This is a genomic window from Janibacter massiliensis (assembly GCF_900289115.1).
GTDB lineage: Bacteria > Actinomycetota > Actinomycetes > Actinomycetales > Dermatophilaceae > Janibacter_A > Janibacter_A massiliensis.
Window position 1 is genome coordinate 1 of record NZ_LT985196.1, and the last position, 20,846, is coordinate 20,846.

General features: G+C 71.9%; 18 protein-coding genes and 1 pseudogene. 10 read left to right on the plus strand and 9 right to left on the minus strand.

Translation table 11 applies throughout. The features are described 5' to 3' along the window. Nucleotides 1–123: 123 nt before the first annotated feature. The 7 genes from pstA to DAA34_RS00035 all read left to right on the plus strand — a co-directional run bounded on the left by pstA (nt 124) and on the right by DAA34_RS00035 (nt 10,208). Nucleotides 124–1,185 carry a phosphate ABC transporter permease PstA gene (gene pstA, locus DAA34_RS00005; RefSeq protein ID WP_199847377.1) on the plus strand — a complete coding sequence of 354 codons (1,062 nt, stop codon included), beginning with the start codon at nt 124–126 and terminating at the stop codon, nt 1,183–1,185. 59 nt (nt 1,186–1,244) lie between these two features. Next, complete coding sequence (locus tag DAA34_RS00010) at nt 1,245–2,960, plus strand: substrate-binding domain-containing protein (RefSeq protein WP_106817069.1); 1,716 nt, start codon at nt 1,245–1,247, stop codon at nt 2,958–2,960. Then, a complete protein-coding gene (locus DAA34_RS00015; protein ID WP_106817070.1) occupies nt 2,957–5,680 on the plus strand; it encodes a hypothetical protein in 2,724 nt (907 codons plus the stop codon). Before DAA34_RS00010 ends, DAA34_RS00015 begins: the two co-directional genes overlap by 4 nt. Continuing rightward, on the plus strand, nt 5,677–6,660 hold the full coding sequence (locus DAA34_RS00020) for a sortase (protein ID WP_106817071.1): 984 nt from the start codon (nt 5,677–5,679) through the stop codon (nt 6,658–6,660). Before DAA34_RS00015 ends, DAA34_RS00020 begins: the two co-directional genes overlap by 4 nt. Nucleotides 6,661–6,839: 179 nt before the next feature. After that, nucleotides 6,840–8,417: an Ig-like domain repeat protein gene (locus tag DAA34_RS00025; protein ID WP_158707534.1), complete on the plus strand. Its 1,578-nt coding sequence runs from the start codon at nt 6,840–6,842 to the stop codon at nt 8,415–8,417. A 266-nt stretch (nt 8,418–8,683) separates the two neighbouring features. Continuing rightward, nucleotides 8,684–9,433, plus strand: coding sequence for a phosphate ABC transporter ATP-binding protein (locus DAA34_RS00030; protein WP_199847463.1), 750 nt, complete (start codon nt 8,684–8,686; stop codon nt 9,431–9,433). 10 nt (nt 9,434–9,443) lie between these two features. After that, the gene (locus tag DAA34_RS00035; protein ID WP_234354036.1) at nt 9,444–10,208 is read left to right on the plus strand and encodes a lytic transglycosylase domain-containing protein; all 765 of its coding nucleotides are present in this window, start codon (nt 9,444–9,446) and stop codon (nt 10,206–10,208) included. Between the two features lie 36 nt (nt 10,209–10,244). Here DAA34_RS00035 and DAA34_RS00040 read toward each other — a convergent pair whose 3' ends face one another. Next, a complete protein-coding gene (locus DAA34_RS00040) occupies nt 10,245–10,775 on the minus strand; it encodes a SixA phosphatase family protein (RefSeq protein ID WP_106817073.1) in 531 nt (176 codons plus the stop codon). A gap of 128 nt (nt 10,776–10,903) precedes the next feature. Between DAA34_RS00040 and DAA34_RS00045 the strand changes: the two genes are divergently transcribed. Further along, the gene (locus DAA34_RS00045; protein ID WP_106817074.1) at nt 10,904–11,479 is read left to right on the plus strand and encodes a DUF937 domain-containing protein; all 576 of its coding nucleotides are present in this window, start codon (nt 10,904–10,906) and stop codon (nt 11,477–11,479) included. Between the two features lie 23 nt (nt 11,480–11,502). On the opposite strand, the gene DAA34_RS00050 is transcribed toward DAA34_RS00045, so the two are convergent. Genes DAA34_RS00050 through DAA34_RS00070 form a run of 5 tightly spaced genes read right to left on the minus strand, consistent with a single transcriptional unit; the run spans nt 11,503 to nt 16,312 of the window. Beyond that, on the minus strand, nt 11,503–12,423 hold the full coding sequence (locus DAA34_RS00050) for a 2-hydroxyacid dehydrogenase (protein ID WP_199847378.1): 921 nt from the start codon (nt 12,421–12,423) through the stop codon (nt 11,503–11,505). A 2-nt stretch (nt 12,424–12,425) separates the two neighbouring features. Next, nucleotides 12,426–13,991 carry an Asp-tRNA(Asn)/Glu-tRNA(Gln) amidotransferase subunit GatB gene (gatB, locus tag DAA34_RS00055; RefSeq protein WP_106817075.1) on the minus strand — a complete coding sequence of 522 codons (1,566 nt, stop codon included), beginning with the start codon at nt 13,989–13,991 and terminating at the stop codon, nt 12,426–12,428. Between the two features lie 2 nt (nt 13,992–13,993). Beyond that, nucleotides 13,994–15,508 carry an Asp-tRNA(Asn)/Glu-tRNA(Gln) amidotransferase subunit GatA gene (gatA, locus tag DAA34_RS00060; RefSeq protein WP_106817076.1) on the minus strand — a complete coding sequence of 505 codons (1,515 nt, stop codon included), beginning with the start codon at nt 15,506–15,508 and terminating at the stop codon, nt 13,994–13,996. A gap of 4 nt (nt 15,509–15,512) precedes the next feature. Next, complete coding sequence (gatC, locus tag DAA34_RS00065; RefSeq protein WP_106817077.1) at nt 15,513–15,809, minus strand: Asp-tRNA(Asn)/Glu-tRNA(Gln) amidotransferase subunit GatC; 297 nt, start codon at nt 15,807–15,809, stop codon at nt 15,513–15,515. A gap of 5 nt (nt 15,810–15,814) precedes the next feature. Next, nucleotides 15,815–16,312, minus strand: a complete 498-nt coding sequence (locus DAA34_RS00070) for an SRPBCC family protein (RefSeq protein WP_106819584.1) — start codon at nt 16,310–16,312, stop codon at nt 15,815–15,817. A 58-nt stretch (nt 16,313–16,370) separates the two neighbouring features. On the opposite strand from DAA34_RS00070, the gene DAA34_RS00075 reads away from it, so the two are divergent. After that, on the plus strand, nt 16,371–16,814 hold the full coding sequence (locus tag DAA34_RS00075) for an HIT family protein (RefSeq protein ID WP_106817078.1): 444 nt from the start codon (nt 16,371–16,373) through the stop codon (nt 16,812–16,814). Nucleotides 16,815–17,077: 263 nt separating this feature from the next. Here the strand turns inward: DAA34_RS00075 and DAA34_RS12685 are convergent. Continuing rightward, nucleotides 17,078–17,200, minus strand: a pseudogene (locus DAA34_RS12685) (IS3 family transposase); the annotation flags it as partial. A gap of 116 nt (nt 17,201–17,316) precedes the next feature. On the opposite strand from DAA34_RS12685, the gene tpx reads away from it, so the two are divergent. Next, on the plus strand, nt 17,317–17,811 hold the full coding sequence (tpx, locus tag DAA34_RS00085) for a thiol peroxidase (RefSeq protein WP_106817079.1): 495 nt from the start codon (nt 17,317–17,319) through the stop codon (nt 17,809–17,811). An 84-nt stretch (nt 17,812–17,895) separates the two neighbouring features. Here tpx and DAA34_RS00090 read toward each other — a convergent pair whose 3' ends face one another. Together DAA34_RS00090 and ligA are read right to left on the minus strand one after the other, a co-directional pair. Further along, nucleotides 17,896–18,285 carry a hypothetical protein gene (locus tag DAA34_RS00090; RefSeq protein WP_106817080.1) on the minus strand — a complete coding sequence of 130 codons (390 nt, stop codon included), beginning with the start codon at nt 18,283–18,285 and terminating at the stop codon, nt 17,896–17,898. Nucleotides 18,286–18,519: 234 nt separating this feature from the next. Continuing rightward, nucleotides 18,520–20,841 carry an NAD-dependent DNA ligase LigA gene (gene ligA / locus DAA34_RS00095; protein ID WP_106817081.1) on the minus strand — a complete coding sequence of 774 codons (2,322 nt, stop codon included), beginning with the start codon at nt 20,839–20,841 and terminating at the stop codon, nt 18,520–18,522. Between the last annotated feature and the right edge of the window lie 5 nt (nt 20,842–20,846).

Below are 20,846 nucleotides of genomic sequence, written 5' to 3' on the forward strand. Positions count from 1 at the left end.
CGATACAGTGTGTGTCTACTCATTGATATGTGATTCTAGACGCGTCTCAGTGATTGTTTTTTTGTTTTTAAAGTGCCCCGCCCCCCCGGACTCCCACCCCTCTCTTTTCGCGGGCGGCGTCAGATGTTTAAAAGAGACACCCACCCGCCGCGACGCAAGCTCGGGCTCGTCACCGCCGAGGAGCACTTCGTGCGGTGGGGGACGGTCGTCGCGGGCTTCGCCCTCGCCTGGATGGTCTGCTACCGCGTCATGCCGTGGGGGCGCCTGCTCCCGTGGTTCGTCCTCGGGATCCTGTTCACCGTCGTGATCACCGCCGTGGTCGGCCTGGAGCGCGGTGGTGTGCCCGAGCTCGCCGACCGCGTGATGTCGGTGATCGTCCACACCGGGGCGCTCGTCGTGTTCCTCGCGCTGCTGTCGGCCGTCGGATACACCTTCTACCGAGGCTGGAGCGCCCTGGGGCACCCGAACATGTTCTACAAGGACATGTCCGGGGTCGGCCCCGCCGACCCGCTCGACCGAGGTGGATTCGCCCATGCGATCCTCGGCACCCTCATCGAGATCGCCATCGCCATCGCGATCACCCTCCCCCTGGGCATCGGGACGGCCGTGTACATGACCGAGGTCGGCGGACGCTTCGCCCGCGTCGTCCGCACCGTCGTCGAGGCGATGACGGCCCTGCCGTCGATCGTCGCCGGACTGTTCATCTACACGACGGTCGTCCTCATGCTCGGCGTGCCCAAGTCCGGCCTGGCGGGCGCCCTGGCGATCGCCGTGATGATGCTCCCGATCATCGCCCGGGCGGCCGACGTCGTCCTGCGGGTCGTGCCGGGAAGCCTGCGTGAGGCGAGCCTGGCGCTCGGGGCCTCCCGATGGAAGACGGTCTGGCACGTCGTCCTCCCGACGGCCCGACCGGGCCTGGCGACCGCCCTCATCCTCGGCATCGCCCGCGGCATCGGGGAGACCTCGCCCGTCCTGCTGACCTCCGGCACGGCCCCGTTCTTCGTTACCGACCCGACGTCGGGAGTGATGAACTCCCTGCCGCTCTACGTCTTCTCGGCCGTCCGGTCCGGCGAGCCCGGGCTTGAGGTCCGAGGGTTCGGAGCGGCCTCCGCCCTGCTGGCGCTCGTTCTCGTCCTCTTCGTCGTCGCCCGCTGGCTCGCCCGCCCCAGGAAGGCCGGCCGATGACCACGCCCCCGTCCCGGACACACCCGACCCCCGCCGCACCGACCCGGAGCACCGCCGTGATGCGTTACCTGTCCGTCCTCTTCACCCTCGCCGTCCTCGCCGCGAGCTCGCTCGCCGGGGCACCCCCGGCCCGCGCCGAGAAGTACGCCCAGATCGAGGGCAACGGCTCGACGTGGTCGGAGAACATCGTCCAGCAGTGGATCGCCGACGTCGACGCCCGCGGCATGAAGGTCACCTACTCCGGCGGTGGTTCCTCCCAGGGCCGCCGGTCGTTCGCGAACTACGTCACCGACTTCGGCATCTCGGAGATCCCCTACCAGGGCAAGGACGAGTACGGGAAGGCCGACACCTCCAACGGCCGCGAGTTCGCCTACCTCCCGATCGTCGCCGGTGGTACCGCGTTCACCTACCAGCTGAAGATCGGCAACCAGCAGGTGCGCAACCTCCGGCTGTCGGGAGCGACCATCGCGAAGATCTTCACCCGCAAGATCACGTCGTGGGACGACCCGGCGATCAGCAAGGACAACAACGGCCGCAAGTTCCCGAAGATCCCCGTCCGCCCGGTCGTCCGGTCCGACGGCTCGGGAACGACGGCACAGTTCACGACGTACCTCGACACGATGCACGCCGGGATCTGGCGCCCGTGGTTCGGCAAGGCCGGCCTCACCTCGTACTACCCGACGAGGAACGACAACGCGTTCAGCAAGGTCTCCGGCTCCGACCAGGTGATGAACACGATCTCCTCGGCCGACGGCAACGGGACGATCGGCTATGTCGAGTACTCCTACCCGGTGAACAAGCAGTACCCGGTCGTCAAGGTGCTCAACGCGAAGGGCTACTACGTCGAGCCGACGACGTACAACGTCGCCGTGGCCCTCCAGTACGCCAAGATCAACCAGAACAAGGGCTCGGACAAGTACCTCACGCAGATCCTCGACGGCGTCTACCGGGCACCCGACGCCCGCGCGTACCCGCTCTCGTCGTACTCGTACCTCCTGCTTCCCACGGGCAAGAACGCCCAGGACCGCCGCATGACGACGGCCAAGCGACAGACCCTCGCGGACTTCCTCTTCTACTCCCTCTGCGCCGGGCAGACGAAGGCCGGGCCGTACGGGTACTCCCCGCTGACGCTCAACCTCGTGTCCGCGGGGTTCGACCAGGTGAAGAAGCTCAAGGCGGCGGACTCGGGCGTCAACCTCAACAACCGCGACGTCCGCTCGTGCAACAACCCGACGTTCGACGGCAAGAACCCGAACGCCAACAAGCTGGCGAAGCTGGCGCCGATGCCCCCCTCGTGCGACAAGGTCGGTCAGGGCCCGTGCGGTGGCGGGACGGGTGAGAACAAGGCCTCCTCGAAGGATGCCGGCGGGTCCGCAGGCGGTGCGGGCGGCGGCGGTGGCGCTGGCGGCGGCAGTGGTGGCGCTGGCGGCGGCGGTAGCACCGGCGGTGGTGCTGGCGGCAGCGCTGGCGGCGACGGCGGTGCTGGCACCGGTGGAGGCGACGCCGGCGGTTCGGCCGGGACCGGCGGCAAGGACGCGAAGGCCGCAGGGGCGGGGACGACGGTCGACCCGGAGACCGGCCAGCCCGTCGCGGCTGGCGTCGACGAGGGCGACGGCACCGTGTTCGGCGTCCCGATCGAGCTCATCAACGGCCGCCAGAACGACCAGACGATCTTCTCGATCCTCGCGGTCCTCGCGCTGCTCGGGATCGTCCTCGTGCCGGCCGTCGGTCCGGCGATCATGAAGCGCCGTGCCGACCAGGGAGGCCAGGGATGACGACGCGATTCCGCAGCACGCTCGGGGCGCTCGGCGCCGGCGCGCTCGTCGCGCTCGGGGTGGCGCCCGCGCTCGCCGTCTCGCCCGCGGGCACTCCTGCTGCCGCCACCGGCAGCACGGCCTCCGCCCCGTCGGTCGCCGTCCCGACCGCAGCACCGAAGCCGTGGTCGAAGACGAAGACCCTCACCCGCACCTTCGAGCAGCCCGACGGCACGACGCTCGACGCGCTGAGCCACACGGTCACCGTGAAGGTCGCCAAGACGACCCAGCTTCGCGGGCGGGAGCGCGTCCGGATCACGTGGTCGGGCGCCAAGCCGAGCCAGGGCCGTGCGGTCAACCCGTACGGCGGCGGGGGCATGGCGCAGGAGTACCCGGTCGTCATCCTTCAGTGCCGCGGCGTCGAGAACCCGAAGCCGGGACAGGAGAAGCTCCGTCCCGAGACGTGCTGGACCTCGACCCAGGCGCAGCGCACCAGCTCGCTCGAGCCCTCGCCGCGCACCGCGCTGTGGCGCTGGGACGCCTTCGCGGACAAGGCCGACACCGAGCCGGTCTCCGGGCTGCCGCTCTCGGACTTCGCGACGAAACCGGCGTGCCAGGCCCCGGCCGAGACCGACTCGATCCACGTCACCCCGTTCGTCGCGGCGAACAAGAAGGTGCACAAGTCGTGCTCGGCGGAGTCCATGGCTCCCGAGGCCGCGGTCGACGCGGCCTTCCCCCCGGCGGAGATCGCGGCCTACACCGACAAGGAGGGCCGCGGGGACGTCCAGTTCGAGGTGCGCAGCGAGACGGAGAACGAGTCGCTCGGCTGCTCCGAGAAGGTCGCGTGCTCGATCGTCGTCATCCCGATCGAGGGCATCAGCACGAGGTACGACGCGACGTACTGCAACGCCAACAGCCTCTGTCAGCGGACGGGACGGTTCCTCGAGGGCGAGAGCAACTACACGGGTGACGGCGTCGACGAGGCCGTCGGGCCGCGCTACTGGTGGTCGGCCTCCAACTGGCGCAACCGGTTCAGCGTGCCGATCTCCTTCGGGTACCCGCCGGACGCCTGCTCGATCCTCGACTCCCGGCCGCCGGTCGGCTTCTACGGCACCGAGCTGCTCAGCCAGGCGAGCCTGCAGTGGGCGCCCGCGTACTGCCTCAACAAGAACCGCTTCAACTTCCAGCACAACCGGATGTCGGACGCGACCGGCTTCAACCTCATGCGGTCCGGCGGTGGCAGTGCGGCCTTCGTCGCGGCGGAGCACGAGTCGGCCGACCCGATCGGGTACGCCCCGACCGCCCTCACCGGGTACGGCATCGGGTACATCATCGACAAGCCCAAGAATGCGGGCGAGTTCACGAACCTCCGCCTGACGCCCCGCCTCATCGCCAAGCTCCTCACCCAGTCGTACGCCGGGTCCAAGGCCGGCCAGGAGCACCCCGGCATGGCGAACAACCCGCAGTCGATCAACCAGGACCCCGAGTTCCGCGAGCTCAACCCCGGCCAGCGGGCGGACGGCTTCGAGGCGGGCGCCTCCCTCGCGTTCCTGTCCGAGTCCTCCGACTCCGTCCGCTCGCTCACGGAGTACATCGCCCAGGACAAGGCGGCGAGCGACTTCATCGCGGGCAAGGCCGACCCCTGGGGGATGAAGGTCAACCCCACGTACAAGGACTACTCCCTCCCGACCGACGAGTGGGACCTGCTCGACACGTACAAACCGACGTACGAGGACGAGTGCCGCAAGTCGCTCGACTCCCCGTACTTCAACCTGCTGGCGGCCCCGGTGACGAGCCTGCGGAAGGTCGCCGAGGCCGTTCTCGACGCGTGGCCGTTCACGGCGACGACGTGCGTCCCGGCGACCCAGTCCGACCCGGCGAAGTTCGGCCGGATCGAGCGACAGGGCGTCGGCAGCCGGTTCGTGCTCGGACTCGTGACCCTCGGTGACGCCGAGCGGTTCGGTCTGCGTGTCGCGGCGCTCGAGACGAAGAAGGGAACGTTCGTCGCACCGACGGACGCATCGATCACCCGCACGGCGGGCCTCGCGCGCCGCACGAGCGAGCACGGCGCCTTCACCTGGTCCCAGCGCGACGTCGTCAAGGACGGCAAGGCGTACCCGGGTGCGATGGTCGTCGACACCGCGGCCAAGCTGACGGGCCTGCCCGAGACCGACGCGGACGTCGTCGCCGACTTCATCGAGATCGCCACGACCGAGGGCCAGCGACCCGGGCCGGGCAACGGTCAGCTCGCCGAGGGCTACGTCCCGATCCGCAAGACCGGCGCGACCGCACGGCTGTGGGCGGGTGCCCAGAGCACCGCAGCCGCCATCCGTGCCCAGAAGGAGCCGACGAGCTCCGGCGGCGACGGCGGCTCGGGCTCCGGTGGTGACGACGGCGGCGGCGGTTCGGGCTCCGGTGGTCCCGGTGGAGCAGGCGGATCCGGCGACGGCGGCGGTTCGGGCTCCGGCGCCACGGGCGACACGGGTGGCGGCAGCGGCGGCGGAGACGCGAAGGCGGCCGACGACTCGACGGCCACCAGCTCGGCCAAGGACGCGACCGCCGCGAAGAACACCGCCCCCGTCTCCTCGCCGGCGACCCCGCTGGGCACCACCGCGGAGATCGCCTCGTGGCTGGCGAAGGTCCTCGTCCCGGTGCTCCTGCTGGCGGCTCCGCTCCTCGCTGGCGGCGCGGGCCTCCTCCAGCTCATCCGCTCGGGCGGCTCCGGCGGGAGGACGGCATGACGCTCCCCCCTCCCCCGCCGGTGCTCGATCCCGAGACACCGAGCACCGACCACGACGCCGCCGTCGCGGCCCACGAGGCCGCCGCGCAGGGACGTCCGGCGCCCGCCGGGCCGCCGGTGGACCTGTCCTCGACCGCACCGAAGGAGGCCGGTGCCCTCTCCGCGATCATCGGGGCGAGCTTCACGCTGTCGGTCATCCTCTTCTGGCTCGTGCTCCAGCTGTTCCTCTTCGGCGCCTTCAGCCACGAGCGCGCGCAGGACGCGAAGTACCAGCAGATCCGAGGAGAGCTCGCCGGGGCCACGAGCCCGACGGGCGGGGTGATCGAGCCGGGGCACCCGGTCGCGCTCCTGTCGATCCCGGCGATCAACCTCCAGGAGGTGGTCTCGGAGGGGACCGCGTCCGGCGACCTGCTCGGCGGACCGGGCCACCGGCGCGACAGCCCGCTGCCCGGCCAGGCGGGTGTCTCCCTCGTCTACGGCCGGTCGATGACCTACGGGGCGCCCTTCGACGACATCACCGACCTGAAGAAGGGTGACGAGATCATCGCGACCACGTCCGTCGGCGAGGCGACCTTCGTCGTGGACGGCGTGCGCCGCCCCGGCGACCCGCTCCCCCCGCCGGTCGAGGTCGGGCAGGCGCGGCTCGTCCTCGCCACGGGCGAGGGCCACGGGCCGCTGGCCTGGGCGTCCCCCGACCAGGCCGTCTACGTCGACGCGACGATGAAGGGCAAGGCGTTCGCCGCTCCCGCCGGTCGGCTCCCCGCCGTCCCCGACGCGGAGAAGGCGATGGCCCGGGACAACTCGGCCTGGCCCCTCATGGCGCTGTGCCTCACCGCTCTCCTGCTGCTCGTCTGCGTGACGACGTGGGCATGGAACCGGTTCAGCCGGTCGATGGTGTGGATCCTCGCCGCTCCCGTCGGTATCGCGCTCGCCTGGGCGAGCACCGACACACTCATGCGCCTCCTGCCGAACCTCATGTGAGCCCGTCGGCGGGGCAGCACCACGCGATCGCGGTGCGGCCCCGTCGCCGTGTCGAGACCGATGCGGAACGGTCGACTGCGCGGCACCGTGCGTTCACCCTGTCGTTGCCCTACGGCCCCGCAGCGGGCGGACAGTGGCACTGGCGATATGCCACCTTCCACGTCACAGAAAGCATTGGGATGTCTCGTCACAAGATCTCCGCCGGCCTTGCCCTCACCCTCGCCGGCGCGGCCTTCTTCGCCGCCGCCCCCGCCCAGGCCGACCCGGCCTTCACGCCGGACACCGACGACGTCGTCGGTGTCGGCTCCGACACGACCATGCTCGCGATGGACAACGTCGCCGACGGCAAGAACGGCATCCCCGGCTACAACGAGGCCTCCGGCGCCAAGGAGCGCCTCGTCTCCTGGGACGCGGTCGTCGGCGACGTCTCCCCGACGATCGTCCCGCGTGCGGGTGCGACCGAGATCGCCCGCCCCAACGGCTCGGGCGCCGGCAAGAACCTCCTCTACGGCTCGGGCAACAACACGGCCATCGACTACGCCCGCTCGTCCTCCGCGCTGAACTCCGCGGAGGCGGCCGCCGGCCTCTACGCCTTCCCGTTCGCCCTCGACCGCCTCCAGATGGCCGTCTCCGGCACCGTCGCCTCGAACGCCCCGGCGACGCTCACCGCGGACCAGATCGTCAAGATCTACAACGGCACCTACACCAACTGGAGCCAGCTGGGTGGCAAGGACGGCGCGATCGTCCCGCTCATCCCGCAGTCCGGCTCGGGCACCCGGTCGTTCTTCGAGGGCCAGCTCAAGGCCGCGAACAACGGTACGGCCGTCACCCTCGCGCCGACGGTCAAGGAGACCCAGGAGCACGACCCGGCCGACATCCAGAACAACCCGAACGCCGTCGCGCCGTTCTCGGTCGGTCGCGCGAAGCTCGCCGGCACGGCCGTCAAGCTCGAGTCGGGCTGGGAGGCCAAGCGCGCCGTCTACAACGTCGTCCGCTCGGCGGACCGCACGAACTCGCGCATGGTCAAGATCTTCGGCACGGACGGCTTCCTCTGCTCGCCGCAGGCCAAGGAGCTCATCGCGCTCGGCGGTCTCGAGCAGCTCGCCAGCGTCGCGAACGGCGGCGTCTGCGGTGAGGCCACCCAGGGTGCGACGTCGAACTTCACGACCAACGACCAGCAGGTCGCCACGACGACGTCCACGCTCGCGGTCGCCACGGTCCAGAAGGTCGCGTTCGGCTACACGGCCACCGCCACGGTCACGGCGTCGGACGGCACGGCCCCGCGCGGCACCGTCCAGTTCTGGGACGGCGGCGTCCTCGTCAAGACGGTCGTCCCCGTCTCGGGCAAGGCCGTGTACAAGGCCACCGCGCAGCGCGTCGGCACGCACAAGATCGTCGCGAAGTACGTCCCGGCCGACGGTGCGCCGTACACCGGGTCGACGTCGGCCGAGGCCAAGACGGTCGTCCGCGGCTCGTCCGCGACGAGCGTCAAGGGCGACTTCACGATCACGCGCACGACCGCCGGCCGGTACGTCGTCACCGTCAAGCGGACCGACACGGCCTTCGTCAAGCCGACCGGTCAGGTCAACGCGCTCCTGGGCACGAAGAAGCTCACGGGCGGCATGCTCGACAAGTACGGTCGCGTCACCCTGACGCTCCCGAAGATGTCGGCGGGCAAGAAGACGGTCACCTTCAAGTACTACGGTGACTTCAAGACCCTCTCGTCGTACAAGAAGGTCACGATTACCGTCAGCTGACGTTCCACGACGTCGGGGTGGGTCGCCGGGCGGCGGCCCACCCCGACGGTGTGTCCCCCGCTCCTCCCCCACACATCACCACGCACGACAGGACCACCGTGAGCCACGAGTACGTCCCCCACCACAGCGCGGAGCCCGAGACGACGGTGCTTGCCCCGGCCGGGCCCGAGACGACAACGACCCTCCCGCCCGTCTCCGAGCCGGATACCGCCAGCCGTCGCCGGGTCGTCGACGGCACCGGGCTCGCCACCCTCGAGGGCCGCGACGTGTCCGCGTGGTTCGGCTCGCGCAAGGTCCTCGACCGGGTCAGCCTGACCATGCACGCCGGCGAGATCACCGCCCTCATCGGCCCGTCCGGCTGCGGCAAGTCCACCTTCCTCCGGATCCTCAACCGGATGCACGAGCTCGTCCCCTCGGCCCAGCTCGCCGGTGAGGTCCTCCTCGACGGGGAGGACATCTACGCCCCGCAGAAGAAGCTCATCGACGCGCGCCGTCAGATCGGCATGGTGTTCCAGAAGCCGAACCCGTTCCCGGCGATGTCGATCAAGGACAACGTCCTCGCCGGGCTCAAGCTCACCGGTACGAAGGCGTCGCGGGCGACGAAGAACGACCTCGTCGAGCAGTGCCTGACCCGCGCAGGTCTGTGGACGGAGGTCCGTGACCGCCTCGACGCCCCCGGCGGTGGCCTCTCCGGTGGTCAGCAGCAGCGGCTGTGCATCGCCCGCTCGCTCGCGATCAAGCCCCGCGTCCTCCTCATGGACGAGCCCTGCTCCGCGCTCGACCCCACCTCGACGCGCGTCATCGAGGAGACGATGCTCGAGCTGGCGCAGGAGGTGACGATCGTCATCGTCACGCACAACATGCAGCAGGCCGCCCGCGTCTCGGACAGGTGCGCGTTCTTCCTCGCGGCCCAGGGGACGCCCGGCGTCATCGTCGAGCACGGGGACACGACGTCCATGTTCGACAACCCGCAGGACCCGCGCACCTACGACTACGTCAACGGACGCTTCGGCTGATCCCGTGGGCGTGGCTGGCACCGGACGGACGACGGCGCTGACGGCGGCCTTCGTCGTCGGCCCGCTCCTGGCGCTGTCCACGGCCGCCGTCGCGCTCGACCGCGACGGGACCGTCACCGGCAGCGGTGTCGTCGGCACACCTCCGGAGGGTGCGCGGGTCGTCGTCTCCCGTGCCCCCTCTGGAACGCCGGTCCGCGCGACGACGGCGGGGACCAGCGTGGAGCCGGACCCCGCGTGGGTCGCCCGGACGGCTCACGCGACGGGGATGCCACGACCGGCCGCACGCGCGTACGGACGGGCGTCGATCGTCGTCTCCCGGGAGCAACCCGGCTGCCACGTCGGCTGGCCGACGATCGCTGGGATCGGGTCCGTCGAGTCGGACCACGGCCGTCACGACGGCGCCCGGCTGCGCGCCGACGGCCGGCCGTGGCCGCGGATCGTCGGGCCCGCGCTCGACGGGACGAACGGCACCGAGGCCATTCCGGCGAGCGCCGACTCCGAGTTCTTCCACGGGGACGACGACTGGGACCACGCCGTCGGTCCGATGCAGTTCATCCCCTCGACGTGGCGGACGTGGGGTGCCGACGGGGACGGTGACGGGCGGGCCGACCCGAACGACATCGACGACGCCGCGCTCGCGACGGCGCGCTACCTGTGCGCCGACGGACGGGACCTGTCGACGGACTCGGGGTGGACCGACGCGGTGTTCTCGTACAACCACTCGGACGACTACGTGGCCCTCGTCAGCCGCCGTGCGCGGGCGATGACCCGCTGAGACGACCTCCCTGTACGGCCCGGGCCGAGGCTGCGGTCAGAGCAGGTCGTCGGCACGCACGACCCGGGTGAGCTCGGCTTCGCCGAACCCCAGCACCGACCACGGCCCGCGGTACTCGAGGACGGCGAGCGTCGCCGGTGGACAGCCGCGGGTGAGCGCCTCGTGGGCGTCCTCGGCACCCGCGCCGTCGGCGAGCATGCTCACCGTCGACGGGAGTGTCGGGTTGTGCCCGATGACGAGGACCACCTGCGCGGACTCGTCCGCGTCCCTGATGACGTCGAGCAGGCCGTGCGCGTCTGCCCCCGGGATCCGGTCGTCGTGCCGGACCTCGGCCTCGCACTCCCCCGCGGCGGCGATCGCCTCGCACGTCTGACGGGTACGGAGCGTCGTCGAGCACAGGACGAGGTCGCAGCCGAGCCCGTGCTCGCGCAGCCACGTGCCGACGGCGCGCGCCTGAGCGCGCCCGCGGTCGGTGAGGGGGCGGTCCCGGTCGCGCATCATCGGGTCGGCCACCGCCTCGCCGTGGCGGAGGAGGAGCAGCGTTCGGTCCTCGGCGCTCGTCGTCATGACCCCACTTTCCCCCCGACCCGGCCCCGTGGCAATGCTGCGCGCCCCGCCGCCCCGATCTCGTGGTTGGGTGGGGCCTGACCAGCCCCGACCGCGGCCCCGAGCCCGGTCCGACGAAGGAGACGCCCGTGTCGCAGATCGAGGAGATCCTCGCTGCCCTGCCCATCGACCAGATCGCCGCACGGGTCGGCGCGACCCCCGAGGAGACCCGGCAGGCCGCAGCGGCTGCCGTGCCCGCCCTCGTCGGTGGTCTCGAGGCCAACGCTCAGGACCCGGCTGGCGCAGCCTCCATCGCGGCCGCTCTGGGCGACCACGACGCGTCGGTCTTCGAGCAGGCCGATCTGTCCGCGGTCGACCCGGCCGACGGCGAGCGGATCGCCGGTCACATCTTCGGCGACCAGCAGGCGCAGGTCGCCCAGCAGCTCGGTGGTCTCGGCGGTGGCAACGCACTGGTGCAGAAGATCATCCCGATCATCGCGCCGATCGTCATGGCGTGGCTTGTCAAGCAGGTGACCGCGAAGGCCGGCGGGGCGCTGCCCGGCGGGCTCGGGAGCAGCCCGGCGGTCCAGGACGCCCTCACCCAGGTGCTCAGCGGCGCCCTCGGCGGCGGGCAGTCCACCCCGGCACCGCAGCCGGGCGGGCTGAACGCCGGGTCGATCGTCACGGACGTCCTCGGCGGGCTGCTCGGCGGCGGCCGCCGCTGACCGGACCCTCGTGCGGCGGTCGGTCAGCCCGGCCGCCGCACGAGGTGCTCCGGCTCCCCGCCGGCGGCCAGTCGCGCGAGCTGGGAACGGATCATCGCGACCGCGCGGGGGCGGAAGGCCTCGGTGACCCCGCCGACGTGGGGGCTGACGATGACTCCGGGCGCGGACCACAGGGGGTGGTCCGCGGGCAGCGGCTCGGGATCGGTGACGTCGAGCGCGAAACGCAGCCGGGCGGCGTGACTCAGGACCGCCTCGGTGTCGAGGACGGTCCCCCGCGCGACGTTGACGACGAGCGCGCCGTCGGGCAGCAGGGCGAGCGCGTCGGCGTCCATCAGACCGGCCGTCTCGTCCCCGCCCGGGACGACGAGGACGACGACGTCGTGCTCGGGCAGCAGGACCGTCAGCTCGTCGATCCCGTGGACGACGTCGACGAGCTCGTCCCCACCCCGGCGGCGGGAGGCGACAGCGGTGAGCGTCACCTCGAAGGGCGCGAGGCGCCGGGCGATGCTCCGCCCGATCGAGCCGTAGCCGACGAGAAGGACCCGCCGGTCGGCCAGACCCGGCCGGAACGTGCGCGGGAGCCACTCGCCGCGGTCCTGAGCCCGGGTGTGCTCGTCGAAGCCGCGCAGGGCGGCGATGGCCAGGCCGACGGCGAGCTCGGCGGTCGCCGCGTCATGGACCCCGGCGGCGTTGCAGAGCCCCGGCCCCTCCGGGAGCACGCGGGCGACGTTCTCGTACCCGGCGGACAGCAGCTGGACCCAGCGCGCCGAGACCGTCGCCACGGCGGGCGCCGTCCGGCTCGCGTCCATGTACGGCAGGACGACGAGATCGATGTCCTGGGTGGGCGCGGGCGCCTCGAGGTCCCACACCACCGTCGTCACCCCGTCGACGTCCCCGACCGCCTCGAGCCAGGCCCGGTCCGGGAGCGAGGCGACGACGCCCACGCTCAGCCCTCGACGCCCAGCGCGGCGAGGATGAGGGAGCGGGCCTTCCCGGCGTCCGCCTGTCCCTTCATCTCCTTCATCACCTGACCGATGAGGGCTCCGGCCGCCTGCACCTTGCCGCCGCGGATCTTCTCGGCGATGTCGGGGTTGCGCTCGATGACGGTGGTGATCGCCGCCTGGAGGGCGTCGTCGTCCTCGACGAGCTCGAGCCCGCGGGCGTCGGCGACCTGCGTCGGGGTGCCCTCGCCGTCGAGCACGCCGCCCATGACCTCGCGGGCCATCTTGTCGTTGAGCCGCCCGCTCGAGACGAGACCCTCGAGCTCGGCGATCGCACCGGGTGTGACGCCGACCTGCGTGGCGTACTCCGTCAGGGGCTGGTTCGCCTCGTTCGCCCGCCGGGCGACCTCGCCGAGCCACCACTTCTTCGCCCCCGCGGCGGTGCCGCCGGCGGCGATCGTCTCCTCGATGAGGTCGAGCGCACCGGCGTTGAGGACGTCGCGCATCTCGAGGTCGGACCAGCCGTGCTCGGCCTGGACCCGGCGCCGACGGACGGCCGGGTCCTCGGGGAGGGTGCCGCGGAGCTCCTCGACCCGCTCCGCGCTCGGGGCGACGGGGACGAGATCGGGCTCGGGGAAGTACCGGTAGTCCTCGGCGTCGGACTTCTCGCGCCCGCTCGTCGTCACCCCGGTGTCCTCGTGCCAGTGCCGCGTCTCCTGGAGGATCGACCCCCCGGAGGACAGCACCGCGGCGTGGCGGCAGATCTCGTACCGGACCGCGCGCTCGACGGAGCGGAGGCTGTTGACGTTCTTCGTCTCGGTCCGGGTGCCGAACGGGACGGCGAGCTGCTCTGCGTTGCGCGGGTCGGTCGGGTCGCCGGCCTTCGGGCGGAGCGAGACGTTCGCGTCGCAGCGCATCGAGCCCTGCTCCATCTTCACGTCCGAGACCCCCAGGGCCCGGAGCAGCTCGCGCAGTGCACCGACGTACGCCTTCGCGACCTCCGGCGCCCGCTCCCCGGCCCCGACGAGCGGCTTCGTGACGATCTCGATGAGCGGGATGCCCGCGCGGTTGTAGTCGACGAGCGAGTACTCCGCCCCGTGGATCCGGCCGGTCGAGCCGCCGACGTGGAGCGACTTGCCGGTGTCCTCCTCCATGTGGGCGCGCTCGATCTCGACCCGGTAGGTCGTGCCGTCCTCGAGCTCGACGTCGAGGTAGCCGTCGAAGGCGATCGGCTCGTCGTACTGGCTCGTCTGGAAGTTCTTCGGCATGTCCGGGTAGAAGTAGTTCTTCCGCGCGAACCGGCACCACGAGGCGATGTCGCAGTGCAGCGCGAGCCCGATCCGGATCGCCGACTCGACGGCGACCTCGTTGACGACGGGCAGCGCGCCGGGCAGCCCGAGGCAGACGGGACAGACCTGGGTGTTCGGCTCGGCGCCGAAGGTCGTCGCGCAGCCGCAGAACATCTTCGTCGCGGTGCCGAGCTCGACGTGCACCTCGAGCCCCATGACGGGGTCGTAGGAGGCGAGCGCCTCGTCGTACCCGAGGACGGCGTCGGTCGTGGTCGTGCTCATCGTCAGCCTCCGTGGGCGGTCAGCTCGGGGGCGCGGTCGAGGAGGGGGCCGCCCCAGCGGTCGGTCAGGGCCCGCTCGAGGGCGGCCCCGACGGTGTACAGGCGCTCGTCCTTCATCGCGGGCGCGAGGATCTGGATGCCCGCGGGCAGTCCGTCCTCGTCGGCCAGACCGCTCGGCAGGGACATCCCGGGGATGCCCGCGAGGTTCGCCGGGATCGTCGCGATGTCGTTGAGGTACATCGCCATCGGGTCGTCGAGCTTGTCGCCGAGAGGGAAGGCCGTCGTCGGCGCCGTGGGGCTGAGCAGGACGTCGACGTGCTCGAAGGCGGTCTGGAAGTCGTTCGCGATGAGCCGCCGGACCTTCTGCGCCGAGCCGTAGTACGCGTCGTAGTAGCCGGACGACAGGGCGTAGGTGCCGATGATGATGCGGCGCTTGACCTCGTCGCCGAAGCCGGCGTCGCGGCTGGCGGCCATCACCTGCTCGGCGCTCGGGGCGTCGATCCCCTGCGGCGCGACCCGCAGGCCGTAGCGCATCGCGTCGAAGCGGGCGAGGTTGCTGCTCGCCTCGCTCGGCAGGATGAGGTAGTACGCGGCGAGCGCGTGCTCGAAGCTGGGGCAGGAGACCTCGACGACCTCGGCACCGGCCTGCGTGAGGAGCTCGACCGCCTCCTCGAAGCGCGCCCGGACGCCGGGCTGGAAGCCCTCGCCGGTGAGCTCCGTGATCAGGCCGACCTTCATCCCCCGGACGTCACCCCGGCGGGCGGCCTCGACGACCGGCGGCACGGGGGCGTCGATGGACGTCGAGTCGAGCGGGTCGTGACCGCCCATGACCTCGTGCAGGAGCGCGGTGTCGAGGACGGTGCGCGCGCACGGGCCGCCCTGGTCGAGGGAGGACGCGAGGGCGATGAGCCCGTAGCGGGAGACCCCGCCGTAGGTCGGCTTCACCCCGACGGTGGCGGTGACGGCGGCGGGCTGGCGGATCGAGCCCCCGGTGTCGGTGCCGGTGGCCAGCGGCGCCTGGAAGGAGGCGAGCGCGGCCGAGGAACCGCCGCCGGAGCCGCCGGGGATGCGGGTCAGGTCCCACGGGTTGTGCGTCGCGCCGTACGCGGAGTGCTCGGTGGACGAGCCCATGGCGAACTCGTCCATGTTCACCTTGCCGAGGATCGGCATCCCGGCGTCCTTGAGGTGGCGCACGCAGGTCGCGTCGTAGGGCGGCACCCAGCCCTCGAGCATCCGGCTGCCGGCGGTCGTCGGCAGGCCCCTGGTCGCCATGACGTCCTTGACGGCGATCGGCACCCCGGCGAGGACGTGCAGGTCCTCACCCTTGGCGCGACGCTCGTCGACCTCGCGCGCGGTGGCCAGTGCGGACTCCCCCGCGACGTGGAGGTAGGCGTGGACGAGCTCGTCGACGGCCGCGGTCCGGTCCAGGTGGGCCTGCGTCACCTCGACGGCGGAGACGTCCCCGGCGCGCAGGCGCGCGGACAGCTCGGCGGCGGTCAGGCGGGTCAGGTCGGTCACGGGGTCAGTCCTCGTCCAGGATGCGGGGCACGGAGAAGCGGTCGAGGTCGCTCGCGGGCGCGCCGGCAAGGGCGTCCGCGACGTCGAGCGAGGGGCGCACGACGTCGGGGCGGGTGACGTTGACCAGCGGCATCGGGTGGCTCATCGGCTCCGCCCCGGCCAGGTCCGCGCGCTGGACCTGGGCGACGGAGTCGAGGATGACGGTGAGCTCGCCGGCGAGCGAGTCCAGCTCGGCGTCGGACAGGTCGATGCGGGCGAGGGACGCGAGGTGCGCGACGTCCGCCCGGGTGAGATCTGACATGCGGGTCAGTCTAGGGAGGGCTGCTCGGCGAGCAGGCGCCGCGCCTCGGCGAGCACCACCTCGTCAGCGCACCCCTTGGCGAAGGCGGCGATCCGCGCCCGGATCTCGCGGCCCAGGAGCCACTGCCCGATCGGCTCCGCGATCGGCCGGAGGAACCGCGGCCGGACGGTGTAGGTGTACTTCCACGACGCCTTGGCGCCCTCCCCGTCGGGCGTGAAACGCCAACCCCCGCCGAAGGTGTCGAAGAACCACGGCCCCGACTCCATCGTCATGCCGACGTTGCTCGGCGGCCGGTAGGAGACATACCGGCTGATCATCGTCGGCCCGACGCGGGCGTGGGTCTTGGTCCGCACCCCCTTGGCCGCCCGGGTGGCCCCGTCGAGGAAGTACTGGCGGCGGATGAAGGGGTCCCACCGCAACCGGACCTCGCCCGTCGTCTGGGAGACGGCGAAGGCGAGATCGGGCGGGAGCGGCACGTGGATCTCGGCCGTGACCTGGGGCACGAGGTCGACGCTACCGGCGCGGTCGACGGGCGCGGCCTTCGTCCCTAGGCTCGCGGGCATGGCGACCGTCTTCTCCAAGATCATCGCCGGGGAGATCCCCGGCCGTTTCGTGTGGGCCGACGACGTGTGCGTCGCCTTCCTCACCATCGAGCCGATCACCGACGGGCACTGCATGGTCGTCCCGCGCGAGGAGATCGAGCAGTGGACCGACGCGTCCGAGCAGACGTGGGCGCACCTGACGTCGGTGGCGCGGACCATCGCGCTCGCGCAGCAGGCCGAGTGGGAGTGCCCGCGGGTGGGGCTGCTGCTCGAGGGCTTCCTCGTCGACCACTTGCACGTGCACACCTGGCCGGCGTTCTCGCCGGAGGACTTCGACCCGCACGCGACGAAGACCGACGTGCCCGCCGAGGAGCTCGACGCCGCCGCGCAGCGCCTGCGGCAGCGGCTCAGGGCGATGGGTCACGCCGAGCGGGTCGTCCCGGCCGGGCCGCTCGCCCGCTGACCCGCGCGCAGCCGAACGTCGCCTGTTGCGCGATGGCACCGTCGACGGCCAGGTCCGTCAGCGATCCCGTCGCGGTCCTCGGGGAGTGTGCGCGAGGACCAGCTGGGCAGTGCAGCCAGGGCTAGGGCGTGTCTCTCAGTTGGCTACGCTCTGACACCGTGACGCGCGCTCGGCGGCATGTCCGTGCGGTTCACGTGGAGTGTGGGTACCAGCGGAGCACCGTGGTGCCATGAAACCAGGCGTTCGCCTCCGGGCAATTGCGGCTCGATCCAGGTCACGATCGCGATGCGAAGCTCATCGCGGGTGGTCCAGGCATGCCGGTCCAGGCCGTTCTTCTGGAGGAGGGCGAAGAAGCTCTCCATGGCGGCGTTGTCACCGGCGGCGCGGTGTCGACGTACCGCTCGGCCGTCGCCCGGTCGATCCCGTCGGTCGCGGAGCAGCCTTCCACCGCGCGAGGTGACCCGGGGTGACAAGGGCGCGCCGCACCCTGTTGGCTGGACCCATGGCAACCACCGCGCTCAAGGGCACCCCCGTCCAGACCTCCGGCGAGCTCCCGACCGTCGGCTCCAAGGCCCCGGCCTTCGAGCTCGTCGGCGAGGGCCTCTCCCCCCTCACCTCCGCCGACCTCCCCGGCCGCGTCGTCCTCAACATCTTCCCGAGCGTCGACACCGGCGTCTGCGCGCAGAGCGTGCGCACGTTCAACGAGAAGGCCGCCGGGCTCGAGAACACCACCGTCGTCAACGTGAGCCAGGACCTGCCGTTCGCGCACGCGCGCTTCTGCGCGGTCGAGGGCATCGACGCCGTGAAGGCCGGCTCGGCCTTCCGTTCCTCCTTCGGCGAGGACTACGGCGTGACGCTGCAGGACGGCCCGATGGCCGGTCTTCTCGCCCGCGCCGTCGTCGTGCTCGACGAGAACGGCGAGGTCGTGCACGCCCAGCTCGTCGACGACATCTCCACCGAGCCGGACTACGACGCCGCGATCAACGCGCTCGGCTGACCCGCCGTCCAGGCGACAGGGCGTCGTTCCCGCCGATGGGAACGACGCCCTGTCGCATGTCCGGGCGGGCCGGACCCGGCGCGATCAGCCGAGCAGGTGGGAGGTGTCACCCGACCCGAGGGAGGCCCGCAGCGCGGGATCGAGGTGCAACGCCCGTAGCCCCGTGAGGGCCCGCCGCGGGTCGACGTCGAGTCGGGCAGCCTCGAAGATCGTCGCCTGCCGCCCGTTCGCGACCGCGATGGCGAGCTCGACCGAGCGCAGGTTGCCCTGGCGCCGGGTCTGCAGGGCGGAGATCGACCCGACGTCCTCCCACGCCAGCTCCTGCCGCCGCGCGGTGACGACCCGGGTCGGGGTGGCGACGACCTCTCCGGGCACGCGCCGCAGCCGCCAGAGGGCGACCGTCCCGAGCGTGAACACCCCGGTGATGGCCGTGATGACCACGAGCCCGAGAACCGCCTTCGGGATGCTCTCCACGTCTCCCCGCGCGAGCCGCCCTGCGCCGAGGACGACGGAGGCCCCGAGCCCCCAGGGCCAGGAGGGCGGTGACCGGCAGCATCCACCACGGCGGGCGCCGGAGCGGGAGGGCGACGCCAGCCTCCCCCTCGTGGACGGTGGGTCGGGGCTGTCCGGCCGTGCGGTAGCGCCGCGCCGACCACACCACCTCGGGCGAGCCGTACCTCGAGTCGGATGCGGGGTACCCGGTGGCCATCAGGACTCCTGCTTCTCGGGGGCCTTCACCGCGTCGGGACCGGTGCCGGGGTCCGTGCCGTCGTCGCCGTCGCCTGTGTCGTCGGAGGCGGCGAAGGCCTCGACCGTGCCCGTCTCGAGGAGCTCGACGAACTGCTCCTCGGTGAGGATCGGGCGCCCGAGCTCGCGGGCCTTGTCCTCCTTGGTCCCGGCGTTCTCGCCGACGACGACCCAGTCCGTCTTCTTGCTCACCGAGCCCGACGCCTTGCCGCCACGGGCGAGGATCGCCTCCTTCGCCTCGTCGCGGGAGAACCCCTCGAGCGAGCCGGTGACGACGACGGTAACGCCCTCGAGCGTCCGGGGAAGGGTCTCGTCCCGCTCGTCCTCCATCCGGACCCCGGCCGCGGCCCACCGGTCGACGATCGCGCCGTGCCAGTCGGCGTCCGCCCCGTCGAACCAGTCGCGGACGGACGCGGCGATCGTCGGCCCGACGCCCTCGACGGCGGCGAGCTGCTCGACGCTCGCCGTGCGGATGGCCGCCATCGATCCCATCGACTGCGCGAGGGCCCGCGCGGCCGTCGGGCCGACGTGCCGGATCGACAGGGCCACGAGGACCCGCCACAGCGGCTGGTCCTTCGCCTTCTCGAGGTTCTCGACGAGGCGGCGGCCGTTCGCCGACAGGACCCGGCCGTCGACGACCTCGTCCTCGGGGTCGGTCTTCTTCGCCGCCCGGGTGTAGAGCGGCACGCGGGCGAGGTCCGCGGCGGTGAGGTCGAAGAGGGTCGACTCGTCCTCGATCACCCCGGCCTCGAGCAGCGCGATCGCGCCCTCCCAACCCAGTGCCTCGATGTCGAGGGCGCCGCGCCCCGCCAGGCCGAAGACGCGCTCGCGCAGCTGGCTGGGGCAGGAGCGGGCGTTCGGGCAGCGGATGTCCTTGTCACCCTCCTTCTGGGGGGCCAGGGGCGTGCCGCACGCGGGGCACTCCGACGGCATGACGAACTCCCGCTCGCTGCCGTCGCGCAGGTCGACGACCGGCCCGAGGATCTCGGGGATGACGTCGCCGGCCTTGCGCAGGACGACGGTGTCGCCGATGAGCACGCCCTTGCGGACGACCTCGTGGGCGTTGTGCAGGGTGGCGAGGGAGACGGTCGAGCCGGCGACGACGACCGGCTCCATGTACCCGAACGGCGTGACCCGACCCGTGCGCCCGACGTTGACCCGGATGTCGAGCAGCTTCGTCGTCACCTCCTCGGGCGGGAACTTGTAGGCGATGGCCCAGCGAGGTGCGCGCGAGGTGGAGCCGAGCCGGCGCTGGACGGCGAGCTCGTCGATCTTCACGACGACCCCGTCGATCTCGTGCTCGACACCGTGCCGGTCCTCCCCCACCGCGGCGACGAAGGCCTGCACCTCCTCGGCCGACTCGAGCACCCGATAGTGGCTCGACACCGGCAGGCCCCAGCCGGCGAGCAGGTCGTAGCCCTCGGACTGGCGCGCGAGGTCGAGACCCTCGCGGCGGCCGAGGCCGTGGACGAGCATCCGCAGCGGACGATTGGCCGTGACCCGCGGGTCCTTCTGACGCAGGGAGCCCGCGGCCGCGTTGCGCGGGTTGGCGAACGGGTCCTTGCCTGCCTCGACGAGCGAGGCGTTGAGGTCGGCGAAGGCCTCGACCGGGAAGAAGATCTCCCCGCGGACCTCGACGAGCCGGGGCACGGGGTGCTCCGCGCTGCCGGTGAGCGTCGTCGGGATGCCCTCGATCGTGCGGACGTTGTGGGTGACGTCCTCGCCCGTGCGGCCGTCCCCGCGGGTAAGCGCGCGGGTGAGCCGGCCGTCCTCGTAGAGCAGGTTGATGGCCAGGCCGTCGATCTTCAGCTCGCACAGCCAGTGCACGTCGGTGTGCGCGTCGCGGGCGGCCTTGCCCAGCCACTCGGCGAGCTCGTCCGGCGAGAAGACGTTGTCGAGGCTGAGCATCCGCTCGAGGTGGTCGACGGCCTGGAAATCGGTGGAGAACGCGGCGGCACCGACGGCCTGCGTCGGGCTGTCGGGCGTGCGCAGCGCGGGGTGCTCCTCCTCGAGCGCGGTGAGCTCGCGCACGAGGCTGTCGTACTCGCCGTCGCTGATCGTCGGCGCGTCCTTGACGTGGTAGGCGAACTGGTGGGCGCGCACCTGCTCGGCCAACTCCTCCCAGCGGTGGCGCGCCGAGGTGGTCACCTCGTCGGTCGGGGCGGCCGGCGTCTGCGCGGTGGGAGGGTCCTCGATCACGGCGTCATCCTCCCCCACCGGTCCGACATCGAGCCCCGGTAGGTGCGGGCGGACGTGGTGTGCGTCACGATGGTGCCACCACATGTCCC

Coding starts and splice junctions, on each gene's coding strand:
- tpx (WP_106817079.1), top strand. CDS start 17,317: ATGGCAACCACCGCGCTCAAGGGCACCCCCGTCCAGACCTCCGGCGAG.
- DAA34_RS00075 (WP_106817078.1), top strand. CDS start 16,371: ATGGCGACCGTCTTCTCCAAGATCATCGCCGGGGAGATCCCCGGCCGT.
- gatC (WP_106817077.1), bottom strand. CDS start 15,809: ATGTCAGATCTCACCCGGGCGGACGTCGCGCACCTCGCGTCCCTCGCC.
- DAA34_RS00020 (WP_106817071.1), top strand. CDS start 5,677: ATGACGCTCCCCCCTCCCCCGCCGGTGCTCGATCCCGAGACACCGAGC.
- pstA (WP_199847377.1), top strand. CDS start 124: ATGTTTAAAAGAGACACCCACCCGCCGCGACGCAAGCTCGGGCTCGTC.
- DAA34_RS00010 (WP_106817069.1), top strand. CDS start 1,245: ATGCGTTACCTGTCCGTCCTCTTCACCCTCGCCGTCCTCGCCGCGAGC.
- DAA34_RS00015 (WP_106817070.1), top strand. CDS start 2,957: ATGACGACGCGATTCCGCAGCACGCTCGGGGCGCTCGGCGCCGGCGCG.
- ligA (WP_106817081.1), bottom strand. CDS start 20,841: ATGTGGTGGCACCATCGTGACGCACACCACGTCCGCCCGCACCTACCG.
- DAA34_RS00025 (WP_158707534.1), top strand. CDS start 6,840: ATGTCTCGTCACAAGATCTCCGCCGGCCTTGCCCTCACCCTCGCCGGC.
- gatB (WP_106817075.1), bottom strand. CDS start 13,991: ATGAGCACGACCACGACCGACGCCGTCCTCGGGTACGACGAGGCGCTC.
- DAA34_RS00040 (WP_106817073.1), bottom strand. CDS start 10,775: ATGACGACGAGCGCCGAGGACCGAACGCTGCTCCTCCTCCGCCACGGC.